Consider the following 19,723-nt stretch of genomic DNA (forward strand, 5'->3'; position numbering starts at 1 on the left):
CGAAAGGGAAGGCGGTGCTGGGTGCGGGCGCCCGGAAAGGCAGCGTGGTTGCCCTCGCGCAGGTCCGTGCGCCCCTGTCGCCACGCCGCGCCCGCCTCGGAGACTCGACGTCGACGCAGGTGACATCGATGGCACATGAAGGAGCGAGCATGCCGACGTACCTCACCCCGGGCGTGTACGTGGAGGAGGTGCAGTCCGGTGCGCGGCCGATCGAAGGGGTCGGCACCGCCGTCGCCGCGTTCGTCGGCTTCGCCCAGACCGGACCCTTCCACGAGCCCACCCTCGTGACCAACTGGGACCAGTACACCCAGTCGTTCGGCGGTTTCACCGAGGGCACCTATCTCGCGCACGCCGTGTACGGCTACTTCGCCAACGGCGGCGGTGCCGCCTACGTGGTCCGCATCGGCGGCTCCGGCCGGGACTCCGCCGCGCCGGCGGCCGGCGGGACGGTGCCCCGGCAGGGCCAGGCGCCCGAGCCGGTGGCGCTCGGCGGGTTCCTGGTCGCGGCCAGGCCCGGCGTCTCCGGGGTGTCGGTGGAGATCGCCGACCCGGAGGGCGACAACAGCCCCGAGGACCGCTTCCGGCTGCTGGTCCGCCAGGGCGAGCAGGTGGTGGAGAACTACGACGTCTCCACCCGCAAGAACGTCAAGGGCTACGTGGTCAACCAGGTCCGGGCCTCCAAGCTGATCGAGGTCACCGAGCAGCGCGACGCCGCCCAGGCGCGGCCGGCCGCCCAGACGGTGGCCCTGCCCGACGCCCCGGGCACCCCCGCGGTGCCCGCGTCCGGCGAGGTGGTCCGGCTCGACCCCGCCGAGTACGTCGGCGACTCCGCCGCCCGCACCGGGTTCGGCGGACTGGAGGCCATCGACGAGATCACCATGGTGGCGGTCCCCGACCTGATGGGCGCCTACCAGCGCGGTGACATCGATGCCGAGGGCGTGCGCACCGTCCAGCTCGCGGTGATCTCGCACTGCGAGCAGATGGGCGACCGGGTGGCCGTCCTGGACACCCCGCCGGGCCTCACCGCCCAGCAGGTGCGCACCTGGCGTAACGACGAGGCCGGTTACGACTCCCGGTACGCCACCCTCTACTACCCCTGGGTGCGGGTCTTCGACCCGGCGGCCGGCCGCAACACCACGGTCCCGCCGAGCGGTCACGTCGCTGGCGTGTGGGCGCGCAGCGACGCCGAGCGCGGGGTGCACAAGGCGCCCGCCAACGAGGTGATCCGCGGCGCGGTGGACCTGGAACTGCGGCTCAGCAAGGGCGAGCAGGACCTGCTGAACCCGATCGGCGTGAACTGCGTGCGGGCCTTCGCCGGCCGGGGCATCCGGATCTGGGGTGCCCGCACCCTGTCCTCCGACCCGGCCTGGCGCTACCTGAACGTGCGCCGGCTCTTCAACTACCTCGAAGAGTCCATCCTGTTGGGCACCCAGTGGGTGGTCTTCGAGCCGAACGACGACCGGCTGTGGTCGAGCATCCGGCGCAACGTCACCGCGTTCCTCAGCGAGGAGTGGCGGCGGGGCGCGCTGTTCGGGCGTACCGCCGAGGAGGCGTTCTACGTCAAGTGCGACCGCGACAACAACCCGCAGGAGTCCATCGACCAGGGCCGGGTCGTGTGCGAGATCGGTGTCGCACCGGTCAAGCCCGCCGAGTTCGTGGTCTTCCGGCTGGCCCAGTTCTCCGACAGCACCAGCCTCATCGACGAGTGAGACCAGTGACCCGCGGGTCGGTCAAGGAAAGGTGACGAAACAGTCATGGCAGAGGGCGATGCTCTTTCCACCCATGTGTTCGGCGTGCAACTCGGCGGCTACATGGTGGAGTCCATCCAGGAGATCAGCGGCCTGACCGTCGAGGAAGAGGTGGTCGAGGTACGGCAGGTCACCTCGGAGGGCAAGCAGATCATCCGCAAGCAGCCGGGCGCCCGGCAGGCGGGTGAGATCACGATCACCCGGGGACTCGACAAGAGCAGCGAGTTCACCAAGTGGATCAAGGAGACCCTGAACAACGGTGCCGTCGACACCGCCCGGCAGAACCTGACCATCGAGATCAAGGACTCCAAGGGCGAGACGGTCCGCCGGATCCAGCTGATGCAGGGCTGGGCCTCCCGCTGGGAGGGTCCCTCGCTGAAGGCGGGCGAGTCCGCCGCGGCGACCGAGACCGTCACCATCGTGTTCGAGGAGATCGTCGTCGAATGAGGCGCCGTACGGTGACGGCGGGCAGTCTGGAGGAGATCCTCGACGCGACGGCGCCCGCCCAGGCCCCCGAGCAGTCGCAGGCCCCGGCGCCACCGTCCGGCCCCGCGGCCGTCCGCGACCACGGGCTGCGTACCGAGTTCGAGTTCGAGCTGCCGCGCGGGTACGTGGACGAGTCGGGCACGCTGCACCGCAGCGGGTCCATGCGGCTCGCCACGGCCCGCGACGAGCTGCGGCCGCAGATCGATCTGCGGGTCAAGGAGAACCCCGCGTACCTCAGTGTGGTGCTGCTGAGCCAGGTGATCACCCGGCTCGGCACCATCACCGATGTGCACGCGGGCGTCGTGGAACGGATGTACGCCACCGACGTCGCCTTCCTCCAGGACTTCTACCGCCGGGTCAACAGCGAGGGTCACACCCGCGCGGCGGTTACCTGCCCGCACTGCGAGGGCGCCTTCGAGGTCGACCTCTCGGGTGGGCGCCTGGGGGAATCGTGACGTACGCGCTTCCCCGGCTCCGGGAGGAAGTCGCGTACATCGCCTATCACTTCCACTGGCAGCGCGAGGAGATCCTGGACCTCACCCATGCGGAGCGCCGGCAGTGGGTGGGCGAGATCGCTCGCATCAACGCCCGTATGAACGAGGGTGGTTGAGGTCATGGGGTGGTGGGAGGGGGTACGCCGCCGCCGGTCCGCGCCCGCGGACACGCCTGCGGCGGCTCCGTCGGCTCCTTCAGGAGCCGAGCAGGCACGGGCGTCGTCCGTGCCCGGCGACTGGGACGGTGGCTGGCGCCGGGTCCCGCCGCCGCCGCTGACCGTCGCCCGCGCGCCGCTCGGCGTCAGCGACGGCCTGACCTTCCGCTCCGGGCTCGCCTCCTGGCAGGACCCCAGCTTCGACACCGGCCTCGGCCACGGGCTGCTGCCCTCGGCGCCGGTGGGTCTGGTGCATGGCGTGACGCGTCCCGCCGTCCAGAGATCGGAGTCGGGTGGTGGTGGGGGGCCGCTGCTGTTGCGGTCCCTGCCGGAGCCCGGTACCGAGGAGGCGGGGGACGGCGAGGGTGCCGGTCCGGCGTCCGGTTCCGGGGGACCGCCGGTCCAGCGGTCGGCGCGGGCCGGCGGCCGTGGCAGCGGCGAGGTACGGCGAGCCAACACGCCGAGCGTGCAGGCGACTTCGGCTGGCGCGGGGCGCGCCGTGGCCGACGGTGCGGGGCAGGTGACCGGTCTGGCACTCCCGGTGGTACGGCGCCTCGCCGTGGTGCCGACCGCCTCCCGCTCCACAACCGCGCCCCGACGCTCGGTAGTTGAACCAGCCGGGGCAGGAGGCGTACGACCGCGGCCGCTGGGCCCCTCGTTGACCGTGGCCCGCCGGGTCGCGACCGGGCCGGTGCGCCGGGTCGCCGCGCTGCGACCGGAGCCCGTCGCCGGTGTCGTCCAGCGCGCCGTCGTGCCCGACCGGCCGACCGGGAGGGCCCCACTGGGCGCGCCGATGAGTGAACTTCCGCCCACGGCAGCTCCGTTGGCCGCCGATGGGCCGTCCCGTTCCGCTGCGGCCGACGTCCAGCCGACGAGCGGTGCCGAGCTGCCGGTCGTGCAGCGCAGGGCGGACGCTCCCGAGTCCGCCCCCGGCGAACCCCTCGCGGCCGACGCTCGGCCGGCCACCGGTCCGCCGCCCCCTGTCGTGCAGCGCCGCGCGGACACCTCCGGCTCCGTCCCGGCCGCCCCTCGGGCGACGTCCAGGCCGCTGCTCCCCGACGCACAGCGCGGGACGGACGGCTCCGGCTCCGCTGTCGCCGACGGCACCGAGACCGCCCGCGCCGCGGCGTCCCGGCCGTCGGCCGACCCGGTGCTGCCGGTCGTACAGCGCCAGGCGGACGCCCCCGCCCCCACCGGCCGCGAACTCCCGGCCGACAACAGGCCCGAGACCTCCCGCACCGCCACGGCCGACACCCGGCCCGCGCCCGCGCCCGCGCCCGGATCGGCACCGCCCGTCGTGCAACGCCGAGCGGACGCCTCCGGCGCCACCCCGCCCGCCGCCCAGCCGACAACCAGGCCGCTGCTGCCCGGAGTGCGGTCCCAGGCGGACGCCCCCGCCCCCAACGGCCCCGAGGCCCCCCGCGCCGCCGCGGCCGACGCCCACTCGGCGACGGGTCCGGTTCCGCCCGTCGTACAACGCCGGACAGCCGCCCCCGACTCCACCCCGGCCGACGTCCAGGCGGTCTCCAAGCCGCTGCCGCCAGTGGTGCGGCGCGCCGTGGACGCTCCCGACCCCACCGGCCGGGAACTCCCCGTCACGGCCCCCCGGCCGGCCGCCGCCGAGCCCGCGCCCGGTCCGGTGTTGCCGGTCGTACGACACCAGCCGGACGGCGGCTCCGGGCCCCTCCCGGCGGACCGGACGGTCACCGGACCGGGTCCGGCCACCGGAGCGGTACCGGCCGCCGGACCCGGACCGGCCGCCGCCGAAGGGTCCGCGCCGGCCCGCCGTACCGGGCGGACCGGCACGTCCGGAGCGCGTGCCCGGGGCGGTCTGGGCGCGCCCCTGCCCGCGCTGCCGCCGACCGCCGCACCGCGCGGACCGGCCGTCGACGCCGGTGGTCGCCCTGCCCCGCCCACCGTCCAGCGCCTGGTGGCGAGGCAGGGCACGGACACCGGACCGGTACCGGCGTCCGCGGCGCCTCTCCTGGGTTCGGCAGGCCCCGGCGCGCCCGGCTCGGTGGACGTTCCACCGTCCGTCGAGGGCCCCGCGCCGGTCCCGGCCACTCCCCTGGCTCCCCTGGTGACCCGGACCGTGGCACAGCCGGGCCCCACGGCACCGGACGCGCCCGGTGCCGTACCGCGCGCGGTGCCCGCCGGCACGGCCTCAGGCGGACGGGGCCCGAGGACCCAGGGCCCGGTCGTCGTGGCCCGTGCCGTCGCCGGGCCCCGGCGTGCCGTGGGCACCACCGCCCGCTCGCTCCTCTCCGCCCGCCCCCTCACCCTCAGCACCCGTGTGCCGGAGGGCCTGCCGCGTCCGCCTCGGTCCGACGCCCCCGGTGCTCCCGCCAAGCGGCCCCCCGTCGTGGCCGCCTCCTGGCGTCGTGACCCGGCCCCGGCGGTCTCGGCGGCCCCGTCGGCCACCCCCATGCCGCCCCGCGCGCACAGGACCCCCGCCCCCGCTCCGGCCCCCGCGGCCCGCCCCAAGCTCCCCGTCGTACGCCCGGACGCCCCCGTCCAGCGCGCCGCGGCCGGTACCGCCCCGCACGCCGCCCTGCCCCTGACCGAGGCACTGGCTCCCTCGTTGCAGGCGTCCCCGGCCCCGCTGTCGCCCGCGTCCGGCGGCCTTCCCGTGCCCGTGGTCCGCGCCGTCCGCGCGCCGGAGCCGGCTCCCGTGCTCACCGGCGCCATCCCGGTCGACGTCGTCCAGCGCGACGCGAAGGCGGCGACCGCCCACGCCCCAGCGCGCGGCCGCCCGCGGTCGGCCTCCGCCCCGCCCTCCTTCCCGGCGCCGACCACGACGGCCGGCCACCAGGCGGCCCCGCCACCGGACCCGGGCATCGATCTGGAGGACCTGGCACGGCGGCTGCTGGACCCGCTGGCCCGGTTGCTCCGGGCCGATCTGCGGCGGGGGCGGGAACGCGCCGGACGCCCCTACGACGGACGGCGCTAGCGGACATGGAACGGATGGCCCACGGATGACGGACAACATCTTCGCGACGAGCGTGTTCTTCCGGCTCTCGATCGGCGGCAACGATCTGGGGGCCTTCCACACGTGCTCCGGCATGGGTGCGCAGGTGGAGATGGAGAGCTACGCGGAGGGCGGCAACAACGGCTTCACCTGGCAGCTCCCGGGCCGGGTCACCTGGTCGAACATCACGCTGACCCGGCCGGTCACCGCCGACACGATGAAGATCAGCCGCTGGCTCGACCAGACGCTGCGCCGCGTGGAGCCCAAGGACGGGGAGATCGTGGCGCTGAAACCGGATCTGTCGCGGATCATCAGCTGGCAGGTGCTCGGCATCGTGCCGGTGCGCTGGGAGGGGCCGTCGTTCGACCCGGCCAACTCGCAGGCCGCCCTGGAGACGCTGGAGATCGCCCACGAGGGCCTGCGGCCCTCCTGATCCGACCCGACCGACCCGACCCGACCCGACCAGGCAGCCCGTCGCCGCGATCCGTACGAGAGGAGTTCCCGGTATGCCCTCCGCGCCCCGCACCAGCCGTGCCCGGGCCCAACTGACCCTGAAGGAACCCCCTTCGGCGGTCGGCGCGAAGCCCGGCGGGACCATCGCGCAGCTCGATCTCCAGTTCAACCCGTCCACCCTGCAACTGCGCAAGAGCACCACCTGGCGGCGCACCCCCTCGCGGATGGCGGGGCAGTCGGCGCTGCCGGAGTTCGTGGGCAGCGGGCCGCGGGAGCTGAGCCTGGACGTCTTCCTCGACGCGACGTCGACCCACGACAACTCGGTCGAGCGGGCGGTGGAGAAGCTGATGAAGGCCTGTGTGCCGACACCGGCGAGCCTCGCCCGCAAGAAGCCCGCGAGTCCGTGGGTGCGGTTCGAGTGGGGCACGGCCCGCACCACGTCGTTCGACGGGGTGATGTCGAGTCTTTCGGTGACGTACACGCTGTTCGACGTGGACGGCAAGCCGCTGCGGGCGACCTGTTCGCTGTCGGTGGAGGAGGCGAGCGTCGACCCGGCGGGGCAGAACCCCACGTCGGGCGCGCGCACGGCCCGCAGCACCCACACCATCGTGGCCGGGGACAGCCTGGCGCTGCTGGCCTGGCGGGAGTACGGCGACGCGACGGCCTGGCGGTTGATCGCCGAGGCGAACGGGATCGACGACCCGATGGACCTGCCGCCGGGCACCGAACTGGTGGTGCCGGCGCTCGGGGACGCGGGCGGTGAGGAGGAACGGTGACGACACCCGAGGCGCGGGGCGGCCGGTCGTTCGCGGCCGACCCCGTGGTGGAGGCGCCCGGTGAGCTGCCGCAGGTCTGGGCGGCGCAGCTGGTGAGCTGCGTGGTGGACGAGAACGTGGGGCTGCCGGACGCGGCGGTGCTCACCTACCGCGATCCCGACAACGAGTTCCTGAAGTCGACCGGCATCACCCTCGGCACCCCGCTGCGGGTCTCGGTGGTGACGGTCTCCGGGCAGGCGCGCGAGCGGTTGTTCAACGGCGAGGTCACGGCGGTGGAGATCGACCGGGACGGCACCGGGTCGTTCACGGTGGTGCGCGCCTACTCCAAGGCGCACCGGTTGCAGCGCGGCCGGAAGGTGGTGGCGTACCGGAACATGACGGCCGCCGCCATCGTGCGCAAGGTGGCGGCGGGGGCGGGTCTGCCCTGCGGGAAGGTGGAGGCCGCGCGGGTCACCTACAAGCAGTTGTCGCAGGCCAACGTCTCCGACTGGGACTTCCTCCAGTACCTGGCGGGCGAGAGCGGTGCGCAGGTGCGGGTCGACGACCAGGGGGTGCTCCAGTTCACCCGGCCCCGGCCGGCCTCGGGGGCACCGGCGCCGTCGACACCGGCGACGCAGAGCCCGATGGTGCTGGAGTACGGGCGCAATCTGCTGGCGCTGCGCGCCGCGCTGTCGGGCGCGGACGGCGCGTCCCAGGTGGAGGTGCGCGGCTGGGACGTCACCACCAGGACGCCGCTGGTGGCCCGGCAGCCGTCGGTGGACAGCCAGACGGTGCGGCCGGGGCTCTCCCCGTCGCTGGCGTCCACGTTCGGGGCGGCTGCCAAGCTGACGGTGACCGACACCCCGTACCGCACGCAGGCCGAGACGACGGCGGCCGCGTCGGCGATCTCCGCTCAAGTCGCCTCCGGATTCGCCGAGTTGGAAGCGGTGGTGGAGGGCAGTCCGCGGCTGCGGGCGGGGCTGCCGGTGGCGCTCGGCAACGTGGGGCCCGCGTTCTCGGGCCGGTACACGGCGACCGCCGTGCACCACAGCCTGGATCCGGGCACCGGCTACCGGACCACCGTGTGGGTCAGCGCCAGCCCGGACCGGTCCCTCGCGGGCCTGGCGACCGGCGCCAACGCGCCCGGCCGCGGGCCGCGCATCCCTGGCCTCGCGATCGGCGTGGTGACGGACGTGCGCGAGCCCGGCGGCAAGCAGAGCGGCGCGGTCCGGCTCACGTTCCCCTGGCTGGACGACACCTACGTCTCCGACTGGGTGCGCACGGTGCAGTGGGGCGGCAAGGGCGGCGGCGGCGTGGTCAGCCCCGAGGTCAACGACGAGGTACTGGTCGGCTTCGAACAGGGCCTGCTGGACAGCCCGTACGTCATCGGCGGTCTGTACAACGGCGTGGACGCCCCGTCCAAGCACGACGTGCCGCTGGTCGACCGGACCAGCGGGACTGTCAACCGCCGTTCCATCGTGTCCCGTTCGGGGCACCGGGTGGAGCTGCTCGACGCGCGGGCGCCGGGCCCCTCCGGGGTACGGCTGCGCACCGCGGACGAGCGCATGGAGGTGCTGCTCGACGACCGCAACGACCGGATCGAACTGACCGTGTACGCGCTCGGCGGGCGGCGGGCGCTGTCCTCGATACGCCTGGACGAGCAGGGCATCACCCTGGACGCGGGCACCGGAAAGGTCACCGTGAAGGGCGCCTCCGTGGACATCGACGGCACCAACTCGGTGCAGGTCTCCGGCCGTTCGACGACGGTCTCCGGGCAGACCGGCCTCACCCTCGACGGCGGCCTGCTGGGGGTGCTGAAGGCGAACCTCGTCCGCATCAACTGACCTGCCAGCACGCATACTTCCCCGGAGGAGCCCCTCATGCCCGGCGCAGCCCGTACCGGCGACCCCACCAGCCACGGCGGGGTGGTCGCCACCCCGCCGCCCGGCGCCGCCGCGACGGTGGCGCGGGTGCTGATCGGCGGCCGTCCCGCCGCCGTCGTGGGCAGTCTGCACACCTGTCCGATGCCGCCGCACGCGGCCCTGGGCCCGGCCAATGTGATCCTGCCCAACCCCGCCGCTCTGCTGACCGGCCAGGTGCTGATCGGCGGGCTGCCCGCGGCGCGGGCGGGCGACACCACCGCGTGCGGCGCGACCGTCCAGATCGGCGCCCTGAACGTGCGGATCGGAGGGATGTGATGAGCGAGCGGTTCATCGGGCGGGGCTGGGCGTTCCCGCTGCGGGTCGGCCCGACCGGCGGGATCGCGCTGGTGGCGCGGGAGCGGGAGATCGAGGAGGCCATCCGGCTGGTCCTCGGCACCGCGCCCGGTGAGCGGCCGATGCGGCCCGAGTTCGGCTGCGGCATCCACGACTACGTCTTCGCGCCCGCCGACGGCGCCACCGCGGGCCGGATCGCCCAGCAGGTGCGCGAGGCGCTGGAGCGCTGGGAGCCGCGCATCGGCGTGGACGAGGTGGTCGTCGCCTTCGACGCGGTCGAAGCCGGCACCCTCTACATCGATGTGCGCTACACGATCCGGTCCACCAACGACCGGCGCAACCTGGTGTTTCCCTTCTACACGATCCCCTCCGAGGAGGGGGCCGAGGAAGCGGTCGCGGACTGATGGCCCTGCCCTCCCCCAATCTGGACGACCGGCGCTTCCAGCAGCTCGTCGACGAGGCGAAGCGCTACGTGCAGCAGCGCGCCCCCGAGTGGACCGACCACAACGTCTCCGACCCGGGCGTCACCCTGATCGAGACGTTCGCCTACATCGTGGACCAGTTGCTGTACCGGCTGAACCGGGTGCCGGACAAGAACTACACCGCTTTCCTCGACCTGTTGGGGATCCGGCTGTTCCCGCCCGCGGCGGCGGGGGCCGACGTCGACTTCTGGCTGTCGGCGCCGCAGCAGGAGGCGGTGACGCTGCCCGCGGGCACCGAGGTGACCACCGCGGACGGCGAGGCCGAGGAGCCCGTGGTGTTCGCCACCGAGGAAGAACTGCGGATCGTGCCCAGCGAGTTGATTCGGCTGGTGACCGCGCCGCGCACCGGCGAGCAGACCGACCGGCCCCGGGAACTCGCCGAGGGCCGCGACGTACGGTGCTTCCAGGCGGCCCCGCAGCCGGGGGACGCGCTGCTGTTCGGACTGCCCGCGGCGGTGCCGCGGTGCATCGTGGCGGTGCGTCTGGACAGCCGGGTGGAGGGCGTCGGCGTGGACCCGCGCCAGCCGCCGCTGGTGTGGGAGGCGTGGGACGGGGGCCGCTGGCAGCGGTGCGAGACCGGCTCGGACACCACGGGCGGCCTGAACCGGCCCGGCGAGGTGATCGTGTACGTGCCGGACGGGCACACGGCGTCCGTGATCGGCGGCACCCGGGCGGGCTGGCTGCGCTGCCGGGCCACCGAGACGGAGCCGGGCCAGCCGTTCTACTCGGAGTCCCCGACGGTGCGCGAGGCGACGGTGTTCACGGTCGGCGGCACCACCCGGGTCGAACACGCCGAGACCGTCACCGACGTCCCGCTCGGCATCTCGGAGGGGGTGGCGGGCCAGACGTTCCGGCTCGGCCGCCCGCCCGTGCTGCTGGACGGCGGGCCGCCGCTGGTGGAGGTCTCCTCGGCCGACGGCTGGCAGCGCTGGGAGGTGGTCGAGCACTTCGGCCGCTCGGGCCCCGGCGACCGGCATGTCCGGGTGGACGCCACGACCGGCGAGTTCGGCTTCCCGCCCGCGCTGCGCGAGCCGGACGGCACGCTGCGGCTGTGCGGCGCGGTGCCGGAGAAGGGCGCCCACATCCGGGTGTCCCGCTACCGCACCGGCGGCGGCCCGGCCGGCAATGTGGCCCGGGGTGCGATCTCGGTGCTGCGCAGCTCGGTGCCGTACATCGCGCGGGTCGTCAACCGGGAGGCGGCGCGCGGCGGCGTGGACGGGGAGACCGTCGCGAACGCCAAGCTGCGTGCCCCCGACGCGCTGCGCATGCAGGAGCGGGCGGTCACCGCCGAGGACCACGAGATCATCGCCCGCCAGGCGGCCCCCTCGGTGCGCCGGGTGCGCTGTCTGCCCGCCGGGGAGGGGGCGGGCGCGGTCCGGGTGCTGGTGGTGCCGGACGCGGTCGCCGACGACGGCGACCGGCTCCGCTTCGAACAGCTCATCCCCTCGGACCAGGTGCTCGCCGCGATCACCGAGAGTCTGGACGAACGACGCCTGATCGGCACCCGGTTGGTGGTGGAGCCGCCGGTCTACCAGGGCGTCACCGTGGTCGCCCGGCTCGCGACCGCGCCCGCCGACACCGACCGGGTGCGGGACGCGGCGCTCACCGCCCTGTTCCGGTACCTCAACCCGCTGCACGGCGGCCCCGACGGCACCGGGTGGCCGTTCGGGCGTCCGGTGCAGTACGGGGAGGTGTTCGGCGTGCTGCAACGTGCCACCGGCAACGCGCTGGTGGAGGAGATCCGGCTGTTCGCCGCCGACCCGATCACCGGGCGGCGCGGCGCCCCGGTGGACCGCATCGACATCGGTCCGGGCGCGCTCGTCTTCTCCTACCAGCACCAGGTCGTCGTCCAGCCCATCGAGCCGGAGGGCCGCCCATGAGCCGCGCCGCCGTCCCCGGTCTGCCGAGCCGGCATCCGATCGGCGGGCTGCTGCCCGCGCTGTACGCCGACGACGACTTCGCCCAGCGGTTCACCGCGGGCCTGGACACCGTCCTCGCCCCCGTGTTCTCCACCCTCGACAATCTGGCCGCCTATCTCGACCCCCGGGTCGCGCCGGCCGACTTCGTGGCCTGGCTGGCGTCGTGGGTGGGCGCCGCCGACGACCCCGAATGGCCGGCCGAGCTGCGCCGGGAGGCGGTGGTACGGGCGGTCGAGCTGCACCGCTGGCGCGGCACCCGGCGTGGCCTGCTGGAGCGGCTGCGGCTCACGCTCGGGGTGAACGCCGATGTCGTGGGCGACGGCGGCGCGGCGTGGTCCCGGACCCCGGGCACCCCGCTGCCGCCGGCGCCGTCGGGCGAGGTACTGGTCCGGGTGTGGCCGGGCCGGGAAGCGGAGGTGGACGCGGACCGCGTCCGCGAGCTCGTCCGCGCCCACTGTCCCGTCCATGTCCCCTGCCGGGTCGAGATCCTGTCCGGTCCGCCCGCCGACGAAGGGAGGTGACGTCATGCGCGCCTGTCCCGCGTGCGGGGCGTCCAACAGCCCAGACGACGACTTCTGCGGCAACTGCGGGGCGTATCTGGGGTGGTCCTCGGAAGGGGTCGCGCGGACGCCGGCGGAGGACGACGGCCCGGCCGGCGAGGGAACTCCGGGCCCCCCGGCCGCGGACACCGGCTCGCCCGCGTACGACCCCTCGCCCGCGAACGAACCCTCGGCCGCGGGCGAAGGGAGCCCGGGGCCGGCCGCCGACACCCTGCCCCGTCCGGAGGAGTCGCGTACGGCCCGAGGCGAGGCGGAACGTCGTACGGCCCCCGCCGACGACGGCCCCCAGGCCGGCCAGGCCCCGCCCGTTCCCCGTGCGGCACCTCCCGCGTCCGGCACCGCCGGCGCGCCCGCGGTGCCGCCCGCGCCCCGCACGCCTCCCGCGCCGGCGGCGTCGGTCTCTCCCGCCCCACCCGTCGCTCCCCCGGCCCCGCGGGTACCCCGCGCGCCCGAGCCGCCCGAGCCGCCCGAGCCGGCCGAGCCGGAGGCCCGGCAGCCCGCGCCCGTGCTGCCCGGGAGGCCGGTCGCGCCGCGGCCCGTCGTACGGCCGGCGGAGCGGCGCGACGAGGTGGTCGGGCCGCCGTGCCCCGCGTGCGGGACGCCGAATCCGCCGGGGCGCCGGTTCTGCCGGCGCTGTGCCACCCCGCTGAACCCGCAGGCGGCCCCCGCGCCGCTGCCGTGGTGGCGGACGGTGTGGCCGTTCCGGCGCCGGGTGCGGGCGGGGTCCGGGCGGTGGGTGCGGATGCTGGTGATCCTGCTGGTGGTGCTGGCGCTGTGCGTGGGCGGGTTCCTGCTGCTGCCCGCCGGGCGCGCCCTGTACGAGGACACCCGGGACAAGCTCGGCACCCCCAAGGCCGTCACCGCGACCCGGGTCACGGCGAGCGCCGCCGTGCCCGGACATCCGGCGTCGAACACCAAGGACGGTCTGAACAACCGCTATTGGGGCGCGCCGGGAACGGGCGCCTCGGTGACGTACACCTTCGGCAAGCCGTTCCGGCTGGTGGACGTCATCATCATCAACGGCGCGTCGCTCTCACCGGAGCAGTACGCGACCGAGGCCCGCGCGCTCCAGATGGACATGGACGTCACGTCCTCGGACGGCACGGTGCACCACAAGTCCGTCTCCCTCGCCGACAAGGCGGGCCCGCAGACCGTGCCCACGGGAATCGACGACGTGGTGCGCGTGCGGCTGGTGCTGCACTCGGTCACGGGGCTGACGGCGGGCCGGCACGTCGCGGTGGCGGAGGTGGAGTTCTTCCAGCGGAGCTGAGTGGCGGCTCCCGGTACCCACGGGTTCGGGGGCCGCTTCCGGGGCAGCCGTGCCGTGTCCGTGTCCATGGTCGGCGGCATCCACCGGCCTGTGCTTTCGCACGAATCCTCCCCACGAAGGATGCTGGTGGGGGAGAAGCCCCGCGAGAAGGCCAGGAGGCGCCGCCGGTGATCGCCGTCAACCCGCTGGACAGCGCCTCGGTGCTGGCCGCCTTCGGCGCGCTCGGGGTGCTGGCGGTGATCTTCGCGGAGTCGGGCCTGCTGGTCTTCGGCTTCTTCCTGCCCGGGGACACGCTGCTGTTCCCGGCCGGTGTGCTGTGCGCGGGCAGCCCCGGGCAGCCGCCGCGGCTCGCGCTGTGGCAGGTGCTGCTGTGCGCGGCGGTCGGCGCGGTGGCCGGGGGCCAGGTCGGTTATCTGATCGGGCGGCACGGCGGCCGGGCGCTGCTCGCGCGCACCTCCAGCCGGCGCGTGAAGGACGCGGCGACCCGCGCCGAGGGCCTGCTGGCCCGGTACGGCTACGGCAAGGCGCTGGTGATCGGCCGGTTCGTGCCGCTGCTGCGCACGGTGCTGCATCCGGTGGCGGGGGCGCTCGGGGTGCCCGCGCGGCCGTTCACGGTCTGGCAGACGGTGGGCGGGGTGCTCTGGTCGCAGGCCCTGGTCCTCGCGGGGTTCACCCTCGGCGCCTCGGTCCCCCAGGTGGACGACTATCTGCTGCTGCTGGTCGCGGTGGTGGTCGTCCTGTCCATGCTGCCGCTGCTGGCGGAGGCCCGCAGGGCGCGCCGCGACCGGCGGGACCACTGAGCGGACGTCGCACCACCTCGGCACCCGGCAGGGCGTCCGTCCCGCTCATCCCTGCGGCGTCAACCGACGTGACCCACCCGCCCGTTGTCGGGGACCCGCGCTCTGGACTGTGTTCCGGGCATCCGTGAGACTGGCCGGGACGGACGCCCCGGTTTCCAGGACGGTGCCATGGAAGAGGAAGTCCCGCGCGTGCTCCTCACGCCGCGCGCCGAAGACCTGGTGCGCCGGCTGCGTGCCGAGCACGGGCCGCTGATGTTCCACCAGTCCGGCGGCTGCTGCGACGGCAGCGCGCCGATGTGCTACCCGGACGGCGAGTTCCGCACCGGCGGCTCGGACGTGCTGCTCGCGGAGCTGGATGTGCCGGGGGTGGCGGAGCCGGTCACCTTCTGGATGTCGCGCAGCCAGTACGAGGCGTGGAGCCACACCCGGCTCATCGTGGACGTCGTCCCGGGACGGGGCAGCGGATTCTCCCTGGAGGCCCCCGAGGGAGTGCGTTTTCTCACTCGTTCTCGCGTAGTCGACGCCTAGTCCGCCCGCCGTCCGCCCCCGTCTGGTGCACTGCCCCTGGAATCAGGGACAGTTGACGGGACATCAGGGGGCATGGTGATCAGACCTCGCAGGGGTTCGGCAGCGGGCAGTGCGGTTCTCACGGTCGTCACGGCGTTCGGCGTGCTGGCCGGCGCGGCCCTTTCGGGGGCGGCGCCGGCCGGTGCCGCGCCGGCGGGCACCACCATCACGCCGGGCGTCACCTACCGGCAGTTCGACGTCCACGCGGCCGCGGGCACCGCGCACGCCCATCTGCTCACGGTCGACCTCGGCAATCCGCACGTGCGCGTCGACCTGCTGCACCCGGGCGCGGTGGCCGCCCGGGCCACGGTCTCCCGGATGGCGGACGCGGCCAAGGCGGTCGCGGGCGTCAACGGGGACTTCTTCGACATCACCGAGACCCAGCACCCGGGCGTAACCGCCACCGGCGCGAGCGTCGGTCCTGCGGTGGCGGACGGGCAGGTGCTCAAGGCGGCGGTGCCGGACGGACAACGGTTCGGGCCCGCGCTGCCGCCGGGCACGACCACCGAGGACGTCCTCGGCGTGGGCACCGACCACCGGGCCCGCCTGGACCGTCTCTCCCTGACCGGCTCGGTGCGCACGCCGCGGGGCACGCTGCCGCTGAAGGGCCTCAACCAGTACGCGCTGCCCGAGAACTCGGTCGGCGCCTACACCTCCCGCTGGGGCAGCGCCTCGCGCGAGCGCGCCGTCTGCGGCACCGACACGAACCGGGGGGCGCCCTGCGGCTCCGACGCGTACGAGGTGACGGTGCGCGCCGGCCGGGTGGTCTCCGTCGCCAACGCGCCGGGCAGCGGCCCGATCCCGGCGGACACCACGGTCCTGCTGGGCCGCGAGGACGGCGCCCGGCGCCTGCGCGAACTGGCGGTAGGCGACACGGTGTCCGTCACCCACTCGCTGGTCGCGGCGGCCTCCAAGACCGCCTACACCTTCGCGCTCGGCGGCTTCCCGGTGCTGCGCGGCGGCAAGCCGCTGTCCGGGCTGGACGACACCACCTCGGCGGTGCGCACGGTCGTTGGCTTCGACGACGGCGGACGGCGGCTGCTGATCCTGGCCCTGGACGGCGCCGCCGCCTACCGGTCCGGACTGACGGTCGCCGAAGAGGCCACCACCATGCGGTCGTTGGGGGCGACCGACGCGTTCAACCTGGACGGGGGCGGCTCCACCGAGATGGTCACCCGGGGCGCGGGCGCGGCCGCCGTGACGGTCCGCAACCATCCGAGCGGCGGTGCCGAGCGGCCCGTGGCGAACGGGGTCGGGGTCTTCGCCACGGGCTGATCGGCTCAGGGCCGCAGGCTGCTCACCAGGGCGGCCGTCGCATCGAGCCCGTTGTGGATGGTGGGCGCCATGCTCGTGCACGCCAGATAGAAGCCGAGCAGCATGCAGACCAGGGCATGGGAGACCTTCAGCGAACCGTTGCGCATGAAGATCACGGCCAGGATCAGGAGCAGCAGCACCACAGAGATGGAAATCGCCATCGGGAACCTCCTCCGCCACGCCCATGAGCGGCGTTCGGCCGCAAGTGTGGCGTAGCGGAGGGTTCCGCCGGGCGGCTGACGTGTCCTCCGATCGTGTGGTGTCTTCGGCGGTAGGGGTCAGGGCGCCTGGAGGTCGACCAGTCCGGCCAGGGCCTCGCGATGGGCGCCGGAGGTGCCGTAGGCGAGGGAGCCGGCCTTGGCCCGCTTCAGATACAGGTGCACGGGGTGCTCCCAGGTCATGCCGATCCCGCCGTGCAACTGGAGCGCCTCCTCGGCGGCGCGGACGGCGACGGGGCCGGCGTAGGCCTGGGCGACGGACACCGTGATGTCGGTGTCCTCACCCGTGGCCAGGGCGTCGGCGGCGGCGCGGGCGGCGGCCCGCAGGCTGACCACCTCCAGCCACAGCTGGGCGAGCCGGTGCTTGAGCGCCTGGAAGCCGCCGACCGGCCGGTTGAACTGCTTGCGCTCCTTGAGGTAGCGCACCGTCTCGGTCAGCGCCCAGTCGGCGAGGCCCAGTTGCTCGGAGGCGAGCAGACCGGCGGCGGCGCGCAGGGCCCGTCGCACGGCGGGCTCGGCGTCGCCGACGCGGCGGCCGGGCGCGCCGTCGAGGGTGACGGTGGCGAGCGGCCGGGTGAGGTCCAGGGAGGTCTGCGGGGTGCGGGTCACGGCGTCGGCGGCCACGGCGTACAGGCCGCCGTCGTCGGCCGGGACGAGCAGCACGTCGGCGGCGGCCGCGTCCGCGATGCCGGTCAGCTCGCCGTGCAGCGCCCCGTTCGCGAGTCGTACGGCCGGTACGGCGGCGCCCGGCGCGATGTGCAGCGCGACGGCGAGCACGCCGATGGTGCGCCCGGTCGCGAGCCCGCCGAGCAGTTCCTCGTCGCCGCAGCCCAGCAGGGCCTCGGTGGCCACCACGGCGCTGGTGAGGTACGGAACCGGCGCAACGGCCCGGCCCAGTTCCTCCAGGACGACGGCGGCTTCGCGGTGCGTGGCGCCCTGGCCGCCGAGTGCCTCGGGGACCAGGAGGCCGGCGAGCCCCATGTCCTGGGCGAGGGACGCCCACAGGCCGAGGTCGTGCGGGGCGTCGGACTCGGTGCGGGCGACGACGTCAGCCGCGGCGCAGTGGTCGGAGAGCAGGTCCCGTACGGCCGCCCGCAGCGCCTCTTCCTCCTCCGAGTACAGCAGGTCGGTCATCGGGCCAGGTCCTTCCAGGCGACGTCCTTGTCGGTGCGCGGCTCGGCGGGCAGCCCGAGGACGCGCTCGGCGACGATGTTCAGCAGTACCTCGCTGGTGCCGCCCTCGATGCTGTTGCCCTTGGCGCGCAGATAGCGGTATCCGGCGTCCCGGCCGGTGAAGTCCACCAGTTCCGGGCGGCGCATGGTCCAGTCGTCGTACAACAGGCCCTCCTCGCCGCAGAGTTCGACCTCCAGGCCGCTGATCTCCTGGTTGAGGCGGGCGAAGGCGAGCTTCATGCCGGAGCCCTCGGGTCCCGGCTGGCCCGCGACGAGCTGCTGGCGCAGCCGCTCGCCGGTGAAGCGGGCGACCTCGGCCTCCACCCACAGCCTCAGCAGCCGCTGGTGCAGGTCGTGGGTGCGCGACTCGGGCCGTTCGCGCCAGGTCTTCGCGACCGGGCCGATCATGCCGCCCTCGCGGGGCAGCCGCATGCCGCCGATGGAGACGCGCTCGTTCATCAGCGTGGTCTGGGCGACCCGCCAGCCCTCGCCGACCGCGCCGAGACGGCGGCTGTCGGGGATGCGGACGTCGGTGAGGAAGACCTCGTTGAACTCGGCCTCACCGGTGATCTGCCGCAGCGGTCGCACCTCGACCCCGGGGTCGGTCATGTCGCAGATGAAGTAGGTGATGCCCTGGTGCTTGGGCACGGCCGGGTCGGTGCGCGCGATCAGGATGGCCCAGCGGGCGAGATGGGCGCTGGAGGTCCACACCTTCTGCCCGTTGACCACCCAGGAGTCGCCCTCGCGGACGGCGCGGGTGCCGAGCGCGGCCAGGTCGGAGCCGGCGCCCGGCTCGCTGAAGAGCTGGCACCAGACCTCCTCGCCCGTCCACAGCGGCCGCAGACAGCGCAGCTTCTGCTCCTCGGTGCCGTACTTCAGGATCGTCGGCGCGGCCATGCCGAGGCCGATGCCGATCCGCCGGGGGTCGTTGTCGGGGGCGCCCGCCGCCTCCAGCTCGGCGTCCACGACGGCCTGGAGGGAGCGCGGCGCGCCGAGGCCGCCGAGGCCCTGCGGGTAGTGCACCCAGGCCAGGCCCGCGTCGAAGCGGGCGCGCAGGAAGTCGAGCCGCCCGGTCCGCTCGGGCGGGTTCGCGGCGAGGAACTCCCTGGTCCGCTCGCGCAGTTCGCCGGCGTCGCTCACGCTGCCCCCTCCGTCGTCACGACGATCCGGCCGGTGCTGCGGCCGTCCGCCACCTTCTGCACGGCCGCGGCGGCGCCGCCCAGCGGCACCCGCTCGCTGACCAGCGGCTTGATCGCGCCGCGCGCGGCCAGTCCGGTCAGCCGCTCGTGGCAGTGCCGGACCAGCTCGGGGTTCCTGGTGTTGTACAGGCCCCAGTGGAGGCCCAGCACCGAGTAGTTCTTCACCAGGGCGTGGTTGAGCGCCGGGGCCGGGATGGTGCCGCTCGCGAAGCCGACGACCACGATCCGGCCCTCGAAGGCGGCCAGCTTGGCGGACTGGGCGTAGGCCTCGCCGCCGACGGGGTCGTAGATCACGTCGGCGCCGCGCCCCCCGGTGGCCTCCTTCACGGCGGCGATGACGTCCTGGGCGTGCCGGTCCACGACCACGTCGCAGCCCAGTTCCCGGGCCGCGGCGGCCTTCTCGGCGCCGCCGACCACGCCGATGACGGTGGCCCCGGCCGCCTTGCCGAGCTGCACGGCCGCACTGCCGACGCCTCCGGCCGCGGCATGCACCAGCAGGGTCTCGCCCGCTTCGAGCCGGGCCCGGCGGTGCAGCCCGAACCAGCCGGTCTGGTAGCCGATGTGCAGCGCGGCGGCCTCGGCGTCGTCCAGCGTCTCGGGCGCCGGCAGCAGGGCCGCGGCGTCGGCGACGGCGTACTCGGCGAAGCCGCCGTACGGCAGCGCGGGGGTGGCGAGCACCCGGCGGCCGTCCCCGGTCTCGCCGCAGATCTCCACGCCGGGCGTGAACGGCAGCGGCGGGCGCACCTGGTACTGGCCCCGGCACAGCAGCGCGTCCGGGAAGTTGACGTTGGCCGCCCGCACCCGGAGCAGCACCTGGCCGTCGCCCGGGACGGGCGGTTCGGTCTCCGCGAGGCGCATCACCTCACTCGGCTCACCGTTCTCGTGCACCTGCCATGCCTGCATTCGGGGCCTCCACGCGACCGCATCGTCCGACCGGATCGGTTCGC

Annotated in this window: 20 protein-coding genes; 16 read left to right on the forward strand and 4 right to left on the reverse strand. The window is 74.7% G+C overall.

What is annotated here, in order from left to right; genetic code table 11:
* The first annotated feature begins 149 nt into the window (after positions 1-149).
* From AB0927_RS31540 to AB0927_RS31615, 16 genes are all read left to right on the forward strand, one after another.
* Positions 150-1,709, forward strand: a complete 1,560-nt coding sequence (locus AB0927_RS31540) for a phage tail sheath family protein (protein ID WP_366671194.1) — start codon at positions 150-152, stop codon at positions 1,707-1,709.
* Positions 1,710-1,754: 45 nt separating this feature from the next.
* Positions 1,755-2,195 carry a phage tail protein gene (locus AB0927_RS31545; protein ID WP_037662774.1) on the forward strand — a complete coding sequence of 147 codons (441 nt, stop codon included), beginning with the start codon at positions 1,755-1,757 and terminating at the stop codon, positions 2,193-2,195.
* Entirely contained in the window at positions 2,192-2,689 is a 498-nt protein-coding gene (locus tag AB0927_RS31550) for a hypothetical protein (protein WP_366671195.1), read from the forward strand. The genes AB0927_RS31545 and AB0927_RS31550 overlap by 4 nt, the downstream gene beginning before the upstream one ends.
* Complete coding sequence (locus tag AB0927_RS31555; RefSeq protein ID WP_164932503.1) at positions 2,686-2,844, forward strand: DUF6760 family protein; 159 nt, start codon at positions 2,686-2,688, stop codon at positions 2,842-2,844. Before AB0927_RS31550 ends, AB0927_RS31555 begins: the two co-directional genes overlap by 4 nt.
* Before the next feature lie 4 nt (positions 2,845-2,848).
* Positions 2,849-5,833 carry a hypothetical protein gene (locus AB0927_RS31560; protein WP_366671196.1) on the forward strand — a complete coding sequence of 995 codons (2,985 nt, stop codon included), beginning with the start codon at positions 2,849-2,851 and terminating at the stop codon, positions 5,831-5,833.
* A gap of 25 nt (positions 5,834-5,858) precedes the next feature.
* Positions 5,859-6,284 carry a phage tail protein gene (locus AB0927_RS31565; RefSeq protein WP_145486087.1) on the forward strand — a complete coding sequence of 142 codons (426 nt, stop codon included), beginning with the start codon at positions 5,859-5,861 and terminating at the stop codon, positions 6,282-6,284.
* Positions 6,285-6,357: 73 nt separating this feature from the next.
* A complete protein-coding gene (locus AB0927_RS31570; RefSeq protein WP_366671197.1) occupies positions 6,358-7,080 on the forward strand; it encodes a LysM peptidoglycan-binding domain-containing protein in 723 nt (240 codons plus the stop codon).
* Positions 7,077-8,903, forward strand: coding sequence for a VgrG-related protein (locus AB0927_RS31575; protein ID WP_366671198.1), 1,827 nt, complete (start codon positions 7,077-7,079; stop codon positions 8,901-8,903). The genes AB0927_RS31570 and AB0927_RS31575 overlap by 4 nt, the downstream gene beginning before the upstream one ends.
* A gap of 36 nt (positions 8,904-8,939) precedes the next feature.
* Complete coding sequence (locus AB0927_RS31580) at positions 8,940-9,257, forward strand: PAAR domain-containing protein (RefSeq protein WP_366671199.1); 318 nt, start codon at positions 8,940-8,942, stop codon at positions 9,255-9,257.
* Positions 9,257-9,679 carry a GPW/gp25 family protein gene (locus AB0927_RS31585; protein ID WP_366671200.1) on the forward strand — a complete coding sequence of 141 codons (423 nt, stop codon included), beginning with the start codon at positions 9,257-9,259 and terminating at the stop codon, positions 9,677-9,679. Before AB0927_RS31580 ends, AB0927_RS31585 begins: the two co-directional genes overlap by 1 nt.
* On the forward strand, positions 9,679-11,637 hold the full coding sequence (locus tag AB0927_RS31590; protein WP_366671201.1) for a putative baseplate assembly protein: 1,959 nt from the start codon (positions 9,679-9,681) through the stop codon (positions 11,635-11,637). The genes AB0927_RS31585 and AB0927_RS31590 overlap by 1 nt, the downstream gene beginning before the upstream one ends.
* On the forward strand, positions 11,634-12,197 hold the full coding sequence (locus tag AB0927_RS31595; RefSeq protein WP_366671202.1) for a phage tail protein: 564 nt from the start codon (positions 11,634-11,636) through the stop codon (positions 12,195-12,197). Before AB0927_RS31590 ends, AB0927_RS31595 begins: the two co-directional genes overlap by 4 nt.
* A 4-nt stretch (positions 12,198-12,201) precedes the next feature.
* A complete protein-coding gene (locus AB0927_RS31600; protein WP_366671203.1) occupies positions 12,202-13,506 on the forward strand; it encodes a zinc ribbon domain-containing protein in 1,305 nt (434 codons plus the stop codon).
* A gap of 167 nt (positions 13,507-13,673) precedes the next feature.
* Positions 13,674-14,306 (forward strand): DedA family protein, encoded by a 633-nt coding sequence (locus AB0927_RS31605; RefSeq protein ID WP_366671204.1) that lies wholly within the window; start codon positions 13,674-13,676, stop codon positions 14,304-14,306.
* Between the two features lie 168 nt (positions 14,307-14,474).
* Positions 14,475-14,834: a DUF779 domain-containing protein gene (locus AB0927_RS31610; RefSeq protein ID WP_366671205.1), complete on the forward strand. Its 360-nt coding sequence runs from the start codon at positions 14,475-14,477 to the stop codon at positions 14,832-14,834.
* Between the two features lie 72 nt (positions 14,835-14,906).
* Entirely contained in the window at positions 14,907-16,148 is a 1,242-nt protein-coding gene (locus AB0927_RS31615; RefSeq protein WP_366671206.1) for a phosphodiester glycosidase family protein, read from the forward strand.
* A gap of 5 nt (positions 16,149-16,153) precedes the next feature.
* Here AB0927_RS31615 and AB0927_RS31620 read toward each other — a convergent pair whose 3' ends face one another.
* The 4 genes from AB0927_RS31620 to AB0927_RS31635 all read right to left on the reverse strand — a co-directional run bounded on the left by AB0927_RS31620 (position 16,154) and on the right by AB0927_RS31635 (position 19,679).
* Positions 16,154-16,348 carry a hypothetical protein gene (locus tag AB0927_RS31620; RefSeq protein ID WP_366671207.1) on the reverse strand — a complete coding sequence of 65 codons (195 nt, stop codon included), beginning with the start codon at positions 16,346-16,348 and terminating at the stop codon, positions 16,154-16,156.
* A gap of 117 nt (positions 16,349-16,465) precedes the next feature.
* Positions 16,466-17,539, reverse strand: coding sequence for an acyl-CoA dehydrogenase family protein (locus AB0927_RS31625; protein WP_366671208.1), 1,074 nt, complete (start codon positions 17,537-17,539; stop codon positions 16,466-16,468).
* Positions 17,536-18,717, reverse strand: coding sequence for an acyl-CoA dehydrogenase family protein (locus tag AB0927_RS31630; RefSeq protein WP_366671209.1), 1,182 nt, complete (start codon positions 18,715-18,717; stop codon positions 17,536-17,538). The genes AB0927_RS31625 and AB0927_RS31630 overlap by 4 nt, the downstream gene beginning before the upstream one ends.
* Positions 18,714-19,679, reverse strand: coding sequence for an NADPH:quinone oxidoreductase family protein (locus AB0927_RS31635; protein ID WP_366671210.1), 966 nt, complete (start codon positions 19,677-19,679; stop codon positions 18,714-18,716). The genes AB0927_RS31630 and AB0927_RS31635 overlap by 4 nt, the downstream gene beginning before the upstream one ends.
* Positions 19,680-19,723: the final 44 nt, after the last annotated feature.

The organism is Streptomyces sp. NPDC048106 (assembly GCF_040706415.1).
GTDB lineage: Bacteria > Actinomycetota > Actinomycetes > Streptomycetales > Streptomycetaceae > Streptomyces.